The organism is Corynebacterium tuscaniense DNF00037 (assembly GCF_000759055.1).
GTDB lineage: Bacteria > Actinomycetota > Actinomycetes > Mycobacteriales > Mycobacteriaceae > Corynebacterium > Corynebacterium tuscaniense.
Map to the genome: position 1 here is coordinate 23,402 of NZ_JRNG01000006.1, position 12,882 is coordinate 36,283.

Sequence of the window (12,882 nt, forward strand, 5' to 3'; positions counted from 1 at the left end):
CGCAAGCAACTTCCCCGAAACAGCGGAAAGCATGCAGTATTGTGGGCTGTCAACAACGATCCACACCCCGGTTAACCCCGAGTAACGTGGGCAACGTACAAAAAGCAAAACGCACTATTAGAGCACAGAAGCGAGGCGAGTAACTGCCGTGAGCAGCGAGAGCACATTCGGCCAAAACGACTGGCTGGTTGATGAGATGTTCCAGCAGTACAAGAAGGACCCCAACTCCGTAGACGCGGAATGGCGGGATCTGTTTGAAAAGAAGGGCGTCACCGGTGGGTCTAGCCCGCTCGCTTCTGGCGCCGCGAACAGCGCGGACACCACTGTCCACCGCGCACGCACCGAAGCGAAGGTTGCCAAGAGCACTGGCGCACCGAGCCAGGACGGCCGCCAGACCAAGGTAGACAAAGCGGTGGCAGAATCCACCACCCCGTCTGCACGCAAACAGCCGCAGGCACCGAAGCCATCTCCACTAGACAAGATTGGCACCCTGCCAGAAGCTGGTGAGCAGCAGCTCAAGGGCATGTTCAAGGCAATTGCTAAGAACATGGATGAGTCCTTGACTGTCCCGACGGCAACGACTGTGCGCGATATGCCGGTCAAGCTCATGTTTGAGAACCGCGCACAGATCAACGATCACCTCAAGCGCACCCGCGGTGGCAAGATTTCCTTCACCCACATCATCGGCTGGGCGATTGTGAAGTCCGCCCTGCTCCACCCGGGCATGAACGTGAACTACAAGGTTGTGGACGGCAAGCCGTTCGTTGTCACGCCTGAGCACATCAACCTGGGTCTTGCCATTGACCTTCCACAGAAGGATGGCTCCCGCGCCCTCGTCGTCGCAGCCATCAAGGAGTGTGAGACCCTCACCTTCGACCAGTTTGTTAAGGCTTACGAGGACATCGTCGCACGCGCCCGCCAGAACAAGCTGAAGCTCGATGACTTCCAGGGTGTCACCATCCAGCTGACCAACCCAGGTGGCATTGGCACCCGCCACTCCATCCCGCGCCTGACAAAGGGTCAGGGCACCATCGTCGGCGTTGGCGCCATGGACTACCCGGCTGAATTCGCCGGCGCTTCCGAGGACCGCCTGGCCGAACTCGGTGTAGGCAAGCTGACCACGCTGACCTCCACCTACGACCACCGCGTCATTCAGGGTGCAGAGTCCGGCGAGTTCCTGCGTGATATTTCGCAGTTGCTTATCGACGACAAGTTCTGGGACGAGATCTTCGAAGCCATGCGGATCCCCTACGCACCAATGCGTTGGGCGCAGGACATCCCGAACTCCGGCGTGGACAAGTCCACCCGTGTGATGAACCTCATCGAGGCATACCGCTCCCGCGGCCACCTCATGGCGGACACCAACCCGCTGAACTGGCACCAGCCTGGCCTGCCCAAGCCGGATGCCCGTGACCTCCTACTGGAGACGCACGGCCTGACTCTCTGGGACCTGGACCGCACCTTCAACGTTGGCGGATTCGGTGGCAAGGAGACGATGACCCTCCGCGAGGTGCTCACCCGCCTGCGCGCCGCCTACACCCTCCACGTTGGTGCTGAGTACACCCACGTCCTCGACCGCGATGAGCGTGACTGGCTGCGTGACCGCCTCGAGGTGGGTATGCCGAAGCCGACCAACGCCGAGCAGAAGTACATCCTGCAAAAGCTCAACGCCGCTGAGGCCTTTGAAAATTTCCTGCAGACCAAGTACCTGGGCCAGAAGCGCTTCTCCCTCGAGGGTGCTGAAACCCTGATCCCGCTCATGGACTCCATCATTGACACTGCCGCTGGCCAGGGTCTGGATGAAGTTGTCATTGGTATGCCACACCGTGGGCGCCTCAACGTTTTGTTCAACATCATGGGCAAGCCGGTCAAGACCATCTTCAGCGAGTTCGAAGGCAACCTGCAGCCGGCCCAGCAGGGTGGCTCCGGTGACGTGAAGTACCACCTGGGCTTCGAAGGCGAACACATCCAGATGTTCGGCGACGGTGAGATCAAACTCACCCTGGCTGCCAACCCCTCGCACCTTGAGGCCGTCGACCCAGTTCTGGTGGGTCTGGCCCGCGCTAAGCAGGACCTGATTAACCACGGTAAGAACGCCGACGATCACACCGTTGTGCCACTGATGCTCCACGGTGACGCATCCTTCGCTGGGCTTGGCGTTGTTCAGGAAACCCTGAACATGTCCAAGCTGACCGGCTACGACGTAGGCGGTACCGTCCACATCGTGGTGAACAACCAGGTTGGCTTCACCACCACCCCGGACCAGGGTCGCTCCACCTACTACGCCACCGACTTGGCTAAGGGCTTTGACTGCCCGGTCTTCCACGTCAACGGCGATGACCCGGAGGCAGCAGCGTGGGTTGGCCAGCTGGCTACTGAGTATCGCCGCAAGTTTGGCAAGGATGTCTTCATCGACCTCATCTGCTACCGCCTGCGTGGCCACAACGAGGCAGACGATCCATCGGTGACCCAGCCGCTCATGTACGAGCGCATCGAGTCCCACCCGTCCGTGCGCACCCGCTACACCAAGGACCTCATTGGCCGTGGCGATATCACACAGGAAGAAGCCGAGATCGCGGCACAGGACTTCCACGACCAGCTGGACTCTGTGTTCAATGACGTCAAGGAAGGTGGCGGTAAGCCGGGCGAGCAGACCGGTATCACCGAGTCCCAGTCCCTCACCCGTGGCCTGGACACTTCCATCGATACACAGACCTTCAAGGCACTTGCCGACGCATACGCGCACCTTCCGGAGGACTTCACCCCGAACAAGCGCCTGAAGTCCGTACTGAAGAACCGTGGCGGTTCCTTCGAGTCCGGCAACATCGACTGGGCATGGGCCGAGCTCCTCGCCTTCGGCTCGCTGGCTAAACAGGGCAAGCTCGTCCGCCTCGCCGGCGAAGACTCCAAGCGCGGCACCTTCACCCAGCGTCACGGTGTCCTCTTCGACCCAAACACTGGTGAGCAGTTCAACCCGCTCGACGCCGCTGCCATTGATGCAGGCAACGGTGGCCGTTTCCGGATCTACAACTCCGCCCTGACCGAGTTCGGTGGCTTGGGCTTTGAGTACGGCTACACCGTGGGTAACCCGGAAGCACTCGTCGCATGGGAAGCACAGTTCGGTGACTTTGCCAACGGTGGCCAGACCATCATTGACGAGTACATCTCCTCCGGTGAGACCAAGTGGGGCCAGCTGTCCAAACTGGTCATGCTGCTCCCCCACGGTTACGAGGGTCAGGGACCGGACCACTCCTCTGCACGCATCGAGCGTTTCCTGCAACTGGTGGCCGAAGGGTCCATGACCATCGCTCAGCCGACCATCCCGGCTAACTATTTCCACCTTCTGCGCCGCCAAGCACTCGGTGACATGAAGCGCCCGCTGGTTGTCTTTACCCCGAAATCCATGTTGCGCAACAAGGCCGCGGTCTCCCAGGTGGATGAGTTCACCGAGCAGAAGTCCTTCCGCTCCGTCATCGACGACCCGCGCCTGGTGGATGCCTCCAACACGGTCATCGGCGATGCCAACAAGGTGACCACCATCATGCTCTGCTCCGGCAAGATTTACTACGAGCTGGAGAAGCGCCGCGCCAAGGACAACCGCGAGGACATCGCCATCATCCGTGTGGAGATGCTGCACCCGATCCCGTTCAACCGCCTGTCCGACGCGTTTGCAAACTACCCCAACGCCAAGGAGATCCGCTTCGTGCAGGACGAGCCCGCCAACCAGGGCCCGTGGCCGTTCTACAACGAACACTTGGCCAACTTCGTGGACAACATGCCTCCGATGCGACGCATTTCGCGCCGCGCACAGTCCACCACTGCAACCGGTGTGGCGAAGGTCCACCAGCAGGAGGAGAAGGCATTGCTCGACGAGGCATTTGCCGACTAGGCCGCTAAGGCAAAGGGGGAGCTGCACCACGCAGCTCCCCCTTTTTTGCTTGTCTCTGTAGGAAGATCCCCTACTTCACAGCAGTTTCAGCTTTCTTCGCAGCGAGCGCCACCAGGACGAGCAAAACCACAACAACGGGCATACTCAGCCAGCCGATCGTGTGATCATCCACAAAAAGGCACACAATCCCACCGATGATCAGCGGGATACCACTGGCTGCGAGCACATCCCCAGCTGCCTTGTGGCCAGTGATCCAGGCCTCTTCACTCTCGAGGAGAGCTGAGGTCCTAATGCCCACCCAGTTGTTCTTGGGCAAAGTCCCTTGGCGGGCTTTGAGCCCCACCCAGATCAAAACGCCGCCACAAACAGACCATGTGATGGCCATGATCACTGCTAATACGGACATGTAATTCTCTTCCTGTGTGCTAATTCGGAGACTTAGGCGCTGCCAGGTTCGTCGTCTTCGACAGCGCGTTCAAGTGCAACCCCCATGCCAGTCTTCTCCTGAATCCACTCGTTCACAACATGGGATGGATCGGGGTCTTTCGCGGATTCTTTAACGAGTTCATCGAGTTCCTCGGTGCTTAGCGCGCGGGTCGCTTTGTTCATGGCGCGGAGAACGCCGCGCTCAAAAAGTTGGGCTTTGAACACCGGGATGATGTTGTTGGGCAGGTCGCCGTGTTCCTGGTTCGCACACGACTCAGCTGGTGAGGGGTCGATGGTTCGCAGGACAGTCGGCAGGCTTGCCACGGCAGCGTCATAGGTTGACAGTGGGATGTCTTCGACGTTGTCCGAGTGTCCTTCTTCCGCAGCATCAGCGACAGCACGATTGAGTTCGCTAGCCTCACCCGGGTTTGTTTGAGTGACGAGGGAACCAGCACACATGACAGCAAAGTTGGCTTCGCCGGCTAGAAGGACATCAAGTTTCGTGCTGTCATCCGCGAGTTCCATAGGGATAATTCCCACGGCGCGGCCGTCAAACTGAATGATCTGACGGTAGATTTCTGCCAACACCATCTGTTCTTCATCGGTGGGGTCCACCGCAATTTTCACGGTGGATTGGGACTCTGATGGGGGCTCGGCACAGGCTGAAAGGAACAAGATACTCAAACCGGCAGCAGCCATGAGGGTCTTGCGCATTTACTGTCCTGCCTGTGGAAGGTTTTTGGAGATCATGTCGCGGGCGCGTGGGGCTTGGCTGGCCTCGCAGAGGACGTCGTAGCGTCCCGCAACAATCGTGGTCGCGGAGGAAAAATCGCGTTTGCCCTGCGTCATGGCGTAGCCCACACCGGCGAAGATGAGTCCGAAGATAATGCCGATCACCACCGCGGTGAGCATGGACAACATGGGCTCCGGGCTGAAAAGAGCGAAGAGGAGACCAACGAACAAGCCGAACCACAGGCCGGATAGTGCGCCACCACCAAGTACTCGGCCCCATGTCAGGCGGCCGGTGACTTTTTCTACCTGCATGAGGTCTACGCCCACGATGGTGAGTTCTTCCACGGGGAATTCTTGGTCCGACAGGTAGTCCACTGCGGCTTGGGCTTCGGCATAGGTGTGGAAGCTGCCCACGGGCCACCCGGACGGGCGTTGCGGGATGGTGCGCGCGTTGTACGGCTGGGTCATGGTGTTGAAAAACCTCGCTTCATGTTTCTCGGACATGGTCGAGTCTAGTGTTTCTGCGGGTAAGGGTCATATACTGACCGGTGATGAGTAACACAAGCCCTACACCAGGAATTTCTGAAGCAGCCGTCCGTAATGCGTTGTCGCGGGTGGATGACCCCGAGATTGGGAAGCCGATCACCGAGTTGGACATGGTTGAGTCGGTTCGGATTGATGGCAATGATGTTGCCGTCGGCATCTACCTCACCATCGCTGGCTGCCCCATGCGTGACACTATCGAGAGTAATGTGCGCGCGGTGGTTGAGGAGCTCGAGGGCGTAGGCGAGGTCAGCGTGACCATGCACACGATGAGCGATGAGCAGCGTCGCAACCTTGCGCAGCGTCTCAAGGGTGACAGGTCTGAACCTGTCATTCCGTTCGCACAGCCCGGTTCAACCACCCGCGTGTTCGCGGTGGCATCCGGCAAGGGTGGCGTGGGTAAGTCCTCGATGACGGTCAACCTTGCCACGTCCCTCGCCGCGCAGGGCCTCACGGTGGGCATTCTCGACGCGGATATTTACGGCCACTCTATTCCCGGCCTCATGGGTTCTGTGGGGCAAGGCCCAACGCTTGTCGACGATATGTTGATGCCCCCCATCACCCACAACGTCCGCCACATCTCCATCGGGCAATTCGTGGAAGGCAACGCCCCCGTGGTGTGGCGCGGCCCGATGCTCACCCGCGCTATCCAGCAGTTCCTCGCAGACGTGTATTGGTCTGAGTTGGATGTCCTCTTCATGGATCTGCCACCAGGAACCGGCGACGTGGCCATTACGGTGGCGCAACTGGTGCCGAATGCAGAGCTGCTCATTGTGACCACACCGCAGGCTGCTGCCGCCGAGGTTGCGGAACGTGCCGGTTCCATCTCCCAGCAGACCGGCCAGCGCGTAGCCGGTGTGATTGAGAACATGTCCGCCATGATCATGCCCGACGGCAGCACCATGGATATCTTTGGTACCGGTGGTGGCGAGCAGGTAGCAGAGCGCCTGACCAGCATCACCGGTGACGAGGTTCCGCTGCTTGGTTCTGTCCCCCTCGACCCGCAGCTGCGGGCCCACGGCGATGACGGCACCCCGATCGCCGTCTCCGCACCCGACTCCCCCGCCGCCAAGGCGATCAATGACATCGCTAAGAAACTCAAGGTGCGCCGTGAATCCCTCGCCGGCAAGAACCTCTCGCTCGGCGTGACGCACAACTAACAAAACTACGCACAACTACGTCACATCAGCCCAGGAGAAACCGCCACCGCTCGTCGTGGGCGGTTGTGGCTGTGCCTTGTCCGGCCGTGGCCGTGGAGCCGGGACGGGGTCCCCACCCATCATGGTGGTGGGGTTGAGGGCATCGAGGTAGTCCCCGTCTTCGTCGAAAAGCACTTTGGCAATGGCTTTCTTCGGGCCCATCGCCGCGTACTCCGTGACGGTGCTCATGGGTTTACGGAACTCATCCAGGCCATCAAATTCCCCGTTGAGCTCCTGTTTGGCATTGGCGATGGCTTTGCGCGCGGCAAAAATGGCGGCGCGCACGTCCTGGATGACCCCAGGGAGACGCTCGGGCCCCACAACAATCAGGCCGACGAGAATGATGACGAAGACCTCGCCCCAGCCAATGTTAAACACGGCTCTACTTTAACCCCTCGCGCAATTTTGACCACGTGGCGCTCAACCCACTGCCTTTTGGCGACGGCTTGTGCACAGGCATCTCCTCTGCACCTTCCATGAGAGCAAGCCTTTCCACCAGTGAACGCGGCGCGCGCAAACACCCGTCCGTATTGTGCTCCCGCACTGCTGCTGCCGCTGCCCGTTGACGGGCAGCCTCATCCTGGCACACCTGGCATACCGCCAGGTGTAGGCATGCGCGATGCACTGCGGTGCGCGACAACTCACCATCTACGAGCGCCGCAACCGCTTCAAAGCTCAGGTGATCAGTCGAATCAAAACGTGGCACGAGGCACCACCCTAACGTGCGCGGATGAGCTCGCGGGCGCCCTCATTAGTCTGCGCCTTAGCCTCCAGCGAATCACGCAGCTGGCTGCGCCCACGGTGAATCCGCGAACGAACCGTGCCCATTTTCACGCCGAGGGTCTTAGCAATCTCCTCGTAGCTCATTCCCATCACATCACACAACACCACGGACACGCGAAACTCCGGACTGAGCTCATCCAACGCTTCCTGCAAAGCCGGGTCAAGGTTGGCCACGCTGTACACCTGCTCCGGTGTCATCTCGGTGCCCGGTACGCGCTCATAGTCCTCCGGCAGCGCCTCCATGCGGATCTTGCTGCGATGGCGAGCCATGTCCAGGAAGAGATTAGAGGTAATACGATGCAACCATCCCTCAAACGTGCCGGGCTTGTAGGACTTCAGATTCCGGAACACGCGCATGAAGGTTTCCTGTGTGAGGTCTTCTGCATCCTGCTGGTTACCGGACAGACGGAAAGCAAGCCGGTACACGCTATCCGCGTGCTCCTCCACGAGCTCCGCCCACGTAGGCATGGCACCCTCACCCGCGTCAAAAGCAGCGGTACCAGTCAGTGGCTCCAAGGGCTCCAAAGGCTCAGCAGGCGCATTCATGCATACTATTGTTCCTTATCGCCCTCACACAGGTGTGGCCAGGCCCTAGGAAATACCTGTGAGGTCTTCGCGCGGCGTGCCCCACCCGTCGAAGGTGTCTCTATTTCGTAGGATGACCGGTGTGAGCGACTCTGCATTTTCTTCTCTGAACGCGTATATTTCCTCCGTCGCTGGCCGGAGCACCCAGCCTGAGCTGCAGGCTGCGCTTGATGCAGCATGTGCGGATGCTGGCGAGTACGGTCTACCCACCCCCGGTGCGGCACTGGGTAGCCTCCTGGGAACGCTGGCCGCTGTTGGTGAGGGTGGCGCTGTAGCCATGACTCCGGCCGCCGGTGTCGTTGGGCTACACATCCTCGCTGGCCTGCCGGAGAAGTCCAACCTGACCTGCATCGACCCGGAGGCAGACCACCAGGCGCGCGCCAAGGCCACCTTCCGTGACGCGGGCTTTGGCCCCTCGCGCACTCGCTTCCTGCCATCGCGCCCGCTGGATGTGCTGGGCCGTCTGGCCGCGGAGTCTTATCACCTGGTCGTGGCAGATGTGGAACCGGTGGATTTCCCCGCTGTCGTCGAAGCCGCATGGCCTCTACTCACACCAGGTGGAACGCTAGTTCTGCTCGGCTCGTTGCTGGATGGCACGCTCATCGACACCTCACGCACCGACCGCAACACCACCGCTGCCCGCGAAGCCGACTCACTGATCGACACCCTCGATGGTGCCCTGGTCACGCGTCTGCCACTCGACGCGGGTGTCACGCTGATCACCCGCGCACAGTAAGGGGACCACCGGTAAGGGCTACTCGACGAATTCGCCCTTACCTACAACCACCACGCCTTCCGCGGAAATGGTGAAGCCGCGACGTTCATCGTCCGCCCGGTGTGTGCCCACGGCAGCACCATCGGACACGTAGACGTTCTTATCCAGGATCGCGTGGCGCACGATCGCTCCCTTACCCACGCGCACCCCCGGCATCAAGACAGAAGACTCCACCACTGCCCCATCCTCCACGTACACATCCGTGGACAGCACCGAGTTACGCACCGTGGAACCGGAGATGATGGATCCCGGCGCGATGATGGACTCCTGCGCAAGACCCCCGGAGACAAACTTTGCCGGCGGCAGGTTCTCATCCTCCGTGGAGTGAATCGGCCACGCCTTGTTGTACAAGTTGAACACGGGGTGGATAGAAATGAGGTCCATGTGCGCCTCGTAGAAACTATCGATGGTCCCTACATCACGCCAGTAAGCCTTATCGCGCTCTGTTGCCCCCGGCACCTCGTTGGAGGAGAAGTCATACACATTCGCCTCACCGCGTTCGACAAAGTACGGGATGATGTCTCCACCCATATCGTGGTCTGAATCGTCGTTTTCGGTGTCGTCGCGGAGGGCTTGGATCAGCGCCTCCGTCGAAAAGCAATAATTGCCCATTGACGCAAACGTCGTATCCGGGTCATCTGGAGTGCCCGGCGGGTCGGCCGGCTTCTCCAGAAACTCCGTGATCGCACCATTCTCATCAGACTGGATACAGCCAAACTGCGAGGCCTCACTACGCGGGACACGAATGCCCGCGACGGTGCATGCCTTACCCGACGCGATGTGATTCTCCACCATCTGCGAGGGGTCCATGCGGTACACGTGGTCCGCACCGAAGACAAGGACATAATCCGGGGACTCATCAAAAATCAAGTTCAATGACTGCAACAACGCATCCGCAGAACCCTGATACCAGCGTTTACCCAAACGCTGTTGCGCCGGAACCGACGCAATGTACTGGTGCGTCGGACCAGAGAAGTTCCACGCGGTAGCAACGTGGCGGTCCAGCGAGTGCGATTTGTACTGCGTCAACACGGCAATGCGGTTATACCCCGCATTCACCAGATTCGACAGCACAAAATCGATAAGGCGGTAATTACCGCCAAACGGGACGGCTGGCTTAGCACGGTCGAGAGTCAGCGGAAACAGTCGCTTTCCTTCTCCGCCGGCGAGGACGATGGCAAGAACATTCGGCTGGCGTATCACACCTTTAAGACTATGTAACTTAGCCCGTTCTCGCAGCGCATCACACCCGAAATTACCCACACGGCGCGAGCCCATGCAGCGACGCGCAAACGTAGCTACTGTCGATGATCATGAGAGTTGGAATGATGACCCGCGAATACCCGCCGGAAATCTACGGTGGCGCCGGCGTTCACGTCACGGAACTGACCCGCTTTATGCGCCAGCTCGACGGTGTTGAGGTGGATGTCCACTGCATGGGCTCACCCCGCGACGCTGAAGGCGTCTACGTGCACGGCGTGGACCCCGAGCTTGCGGAGGCAAACAGCGCGCTCAAAACCCTCTCGACTGGGCTGCGCATGGCTAATGCCGCCAACAACGTCGACGTAGTCCACTCCCACACCTGGTACTCCGGCCTCGGCGGCCACCTCGCAGGTCTCCTACATGGCATCCCCCACGTGGTCACCGCACACTCCCTTGAGCCGGACCGCCCCTGGAAGCGCGAACAGCTCGGAGGTGGATACGACGTCTCCTCGTGGTCTGAGAAGAACGCCATGGAGTACGCCGACGCAGTCATCGGGGTGTCCTCCGGGATGAAGGACGCCATCTTGCGCGCCTACCCGCGTATCGACGAATCACGGGTCCACGTCATCCTCAATGGCATCGACACCGCCGAATGGTTCCACGTCTTACCCGACTCACCGGAATCCACCGGCATCATTGAACGTCTCGGGGTAGATACCTCCCGGCCGATCGTCGCTTTTGTTGGCCGCATCACTCGCCAGAAAGGTGTGCCCCACCTGGTCAAAGCGGCCCAGGACTTTGACAAGGACATCCAAATCATCCTGTGTGCCGGTGCGCCCGATACACCGGAGATTGCGGCAGAGACGGAAGGACTCGTCAACAAACTACGCGAAACCCGCGATGGTGTGCACTGGGTGACCGAAATGCTGCCGAAAGAACAGATCCGTGAGATTTACTCCGCAGCCGATATTTTCGTGTGCCCGTCCGTGTACGAACCGCTGGGCATTGTGAACCTGGAGGCCATGGCGTGTGAAACCGCCGTTGTGGCGTCTGACGTGGGCGGAATCCCCGAGGTTGTCGTCGATGGTGAAACCGGCACCCTCGTGCATTACGACGAAGCGGACACGACCACCTTCGAAAAAGACATAGCCACCGCTGTCAACGCCCTTGCCGCCGATGCTGCCCTGACCAAGAAATACGCAGCCTCTGGCCTCGCCCGCGTAAAGCAAGAATTCACCTGGGACAAAATCGCCCAAGAAACCGTAGACGTCTACGCCTCGCTCATGTAGGCAGTACCCCCAACACAGCACGCAAAGGAACCCCGACAGTGAGCACCCTTCGACCAGAACTGCACGTCACCGCCGAACGCGGCATCCTCGATGCTGCCGCCGGAATGCTCCGTAACGGCGAAGACTGGCACCTGTTCTACCAATACGAAACCGAACCAGGCGCCCCCACCCGTTGGGCGCACCAATACTCCGAAGGCAACCCCTTCGACTTCTACGAATGCAACGACGTCATTGCCCCCGTCGGCGGCGAAACCCGCGTGCTCGCCGGCTGCGTTGTAGCCAGCAAGACCGGCACCAGCCTATATTTCACCTCCGAAACATCCGCTGGCACCACCATCCAAGTCGCACACGTAGACGATACTGAGGCCCTCTGCGAACACCTCGACGAATCCGACGAGGTCGACCCAGGCGTACGCCGCCTTGGCCCCGTGGTGAAGGACACCGGCCGCTTCGTCCGCTTCCGCTCCCCCTGTGTTGTTCCGGATTGGGAGGAAAACAACGACCGCGACCAAGGGCAAGCCGGCTGGCTCATGCTCGCCTCCACCGGCCCGGAGGAGGAGCCCGTCCCAGTCGTTCTTGAATCCACGGACCAAGAAACGTGGACCATCATCGGTCCGTTGGGCTTCGCCGGTGAATCCGGGATTCCCGCAGACGCACGTACCGTCGCACCCCGCATCATCCGCCTACGCGACGAAGTGGATAGCGTCATCTACGACGTGTTGTTCCTCACCCAAGAGCGCGAAGACGGAGAAATCTCCGGCTACCTCGTGGGCACCCTCGACGGGTCCGAATTCCAGGTAACCACCCCGTTCACCCGCCTTGACCACGGCCACGACTTCACGCGTCCGCGCAGCACCAACGTCGTGCCAGGCACCCACACCGATGACGAGCGTTACGCCGAAGCCCGCATCTTCGGCCTGCTCGCCTCCAGTGGCCGCCGTGGCGACCCCACCACCCAGCCCACATGGGAAACAGAAGGATGGGCCAATGCGCTATCGCTACCCCGCGTGGTCACCCTCGCCGGTGGCAAGCTCTACCAAACCCCCGCTCCTGGCCTCCCCAGTGCTGTAGACGCCACCCAACGCGCTTTGCTGTGGACCGGCCTGTGCGAGATCCCCGTCGGCGCCAGCGTCACCGTCGACGTGTTGGACAACGCAGGCGAGGTCTGCGCATCCATCGTCCACTCCGGCGACAAGATCACCCTGGACCGCCTTGACGGCCAGCCGGCCATCGCCGCACTTGACGACGAAGACGAAGATAATATTTCCGTGCTTATCGACGGCTCCGCCATCGAAATCTTCGCCGGCGGCGGCGCTGTCACCCTGTCCAGCCGCTTCTGGCCAGAAAACGGCGTGGCCGACATCCGCACCACCGTTGAAGGGGATGCGAAGATCAACGACCAGTGGCGTAGGTAGGGCTAAAGCCCTACCTAGGGAGAGATAAAAGAAAGAGGCCCTA

The 12,882-nt window shown here is 60.4% G+C and carries 12 protein-coding genes; 5 read left to right on the forward strand and 7 right to left on the reverse strand.

From position 1 onward, the window contains the following. The first annotated feature begins 148 nt into the window (after window positions 1-148). Window positions 149-3,889, forward strand: a complete 3,741-nt coding sequence (locus tag HMPREF2129_RS02055) for a multifunctional oxoglutarate decarboxylase/oxoglutarate dehydrogenase thiamine pyrophosphate-binding subunit/dihydrolipoyllysine-residue succinyltransferase subunit (protein ID WP_034662480.1) — start codon at window positions 149-151, stop codon at window positions 3,887-3,889. A gap of 70 nt (window positions 3,890-3,959) precedes the next feature. On the opposite strand, the gene HMPREF2129_RS02060 is transcribed toward HMPREF2129_RS02055, so the two are convergent. From HMPREF2129_RS02060 to HMPREF2129_RS02070, 3 genes are read right to left on the reverse strand one after another with little or no spacing between them, the layout of a single operon-like run. Continuing rightward, the gene (locus HMPREF2129_RS02060; RefSeq protein WP_034662483.1) at window positions 3,960-4,295 is read right to left on the reverse strand and encodes an SdpI family protein; all 336 of its coding nucleotides are present in this window, start codon (window positions 4,293-4,295) and stop codon (window positions 3,960-3,962) included. A 32-nt stretch (window positions 4,296-4,327) separates the two neighbouring features. Then, complete coding sequence (locus HMPREF2129_RS02065; protein WP_034662486.1) at window positions 4,328-5,029, reverse strand: hypothetical protein; 702 nt, start codon at window positions 5,027-5,029, stop codon at window positions 4,328-4,330. Then, entirely contained in the window at window positions 5,030-5,551 is a 522-nt protein-coding gene (locus tag HMPREF2129_RS02070) for a general stress protein (protein WP_308410345.1), read from the reverse strand. 47 nt (window positions 5,552-5,598) lie between these two features. Between HMPREF2129_RS02070 and HMPREF2129_RS02075 the strand changes: the two genes are divergently transcribed. After that, window positions 5,599-6,750 carry an Mrp/NBP35 family ATP-binding protein gene (locus tag HMPREF2129_RS02075; protein ID WP_034662488.1) on the forward strand — a complete coding sequence of 384 codons (1,152 nt, stop codon included), beginning with the start codon at window positions 5,599-5,601 and terminating at the stop codon, window positions 6,748-6,750. A gap of 15 nt (window positions 6,751-6,765) precedes the next feature. Here the strand turns inward: HMPREF2129_RS02075 and tatB are convergent, their stop codons facing one another. The 3 genes from tatB to sigE are packed head-to-tail and all read right to left on the reverse strand — an operon-like array spanning window position 6,766 to window position 8,118. Further along, the gene (gene tatB, locus HMPREF2129_RS02080; protein WP_034662491.1) at window positions 6,766-7,167 is read right to left on the reverse strand and encodes a Sec-independent protein translocase protein TatB; all 402 of its coding nucleotides are present in this window, start codon (window positions 7,165-7,167) and stop codon (window positions 6,766-6,768) included. 4 nt (window positions 7,168-7,171) lie between these two features. Further along, complete coding sequence (locus HMPREF2129_RS11295) at window positions 7,172-7,495, reverse strand: hypothetical protein (RefSeq protein ID WP_198021507.1); 324 nt, start codon at window positions 7,493-7,495, stop codon at window positions 7,172-7,174. A gap of 11 nt (window positions 7,496-7,506) precedes the next feature. After that, window positions 7,507-8,118, reverse strand: coding sequence for an RNA polymerase sigma factor SigE (gene sigE / locus HMPREF2129_RS02085; RefSeq protein WP_034662494.1), 612 nt, complete (start codon window positions 8,116-8,118; stop codon window positions 7,507-7,509). Window positions 8,119-8,239: 121 nt separating this feature from the next. Here sigE and HMPREF2129_RS02090 point away from each other — a divergent pair, with 121 nt between their 5' ends. Continuing rightward, entirely contained in the window at window positions 8,240-8,893 is a 654-nt protein-coding gene (locus tag HMPREF2129_RS02090; RefSeq protein WP_034662624.1) for an O-methyltransferase, read from the forward strand. A gap of 18 nt (window positions 8,894-8,911) precedes the next feature. Here the strand turns inward: HMPREF2129_RS02090 and glgC are convergent, their stop codons facing one another. After that, window positions 8,912-10,135 carry a glucose-1-phosphate adenylyltransferase gene (gene glgC, locus HMPREF2129_RS02095; RefSeq protein WP_034662496.1) on the reverse strand — a complete coding sequence of 408 codons (1,224 nt, stop codon included), beginning with the start codon at window positions 10,133-10,135 and terminating at the stop codon, window positions 8,912-8,914. Between the two features lie 110 nt (window positions 10,136-10,245). On the opposite strand from glgC, the gene glgA reads away from it, so the two are divergent. Then, window positions 10,246-11,424 carry a glycogen synthase gene (gene glgA / locus HMPREF2129_RS02100; RefSeq protein WP_034662627.1) on the forward strand — a complete coding sequence of 393 codons (1,179 nt, stop codon included), beginning with the start codon at window positions 10,246-10,248 and terminating at the stop codon, window positions 11,422-11,424. A gap of 38 nt (window positions 11,425-11,462) precedes the next feature. Next, window positions 11,463-12,839 (forward strand): GH32 C-terminal domain-containing protein, encoded by a 1,377-nt coding sequence (locus HMPREF2129_RS02105; protein WP_034662499.1) that lies wholly within the window; start codon window positions 11,463-11,465, stop codon window positions 12,837-12,839. The last annotated feature ends 43 nt before the right edge of the window (window positions 12,840-12,882 follow it).

Bases quoted from the DNA above. Each gene is read 5' to 3' on its own strand.
- HMPREF2129_RS02070 (WP_308410345.1), bottom strand. From the start codon at position 5,551: ATGTCCGAGAAACATGAAGCGAGGTTTTTCAACACCATGACCCAGCCG.
- HMPREF2129_RS02075 (WP_034662488.1), top strand. From the start codon at position 5,599: ATGAGTAACACAAGCCCTACACCAGGAATTTCTGAAGCAGCCGTCCGT.
- HMPREF2129_RS02060 (WP_034662483.1), bottom strand. From the start codon at position 4,295: ATGTCCGTATTAGCAGTGATCATGGCCATCACATGGTCTGTTTGTGGC.
- sigE (WP_034662494.1), bottom strand. From the start codon at position 8,118: ATGAATGCGCCTGCTGAGCCTTTGGAGCCCTTGGAGCCACTGACTGGT.
- glgA (WP_034662627.1), top strand. From the start codon at position 10,246: ATGAGAGTTGGAATGATGACCCGCGAATACCCGCCGGAAATCTACGGT.
- HMPREF2129_RS02065 (WP_034662486.1), bottom strand. From the start codon at position 5,029: ATGCGCAAGACCCTCATGGCTGCTGCCGGTTTGAGTATCTTGTTCCTT.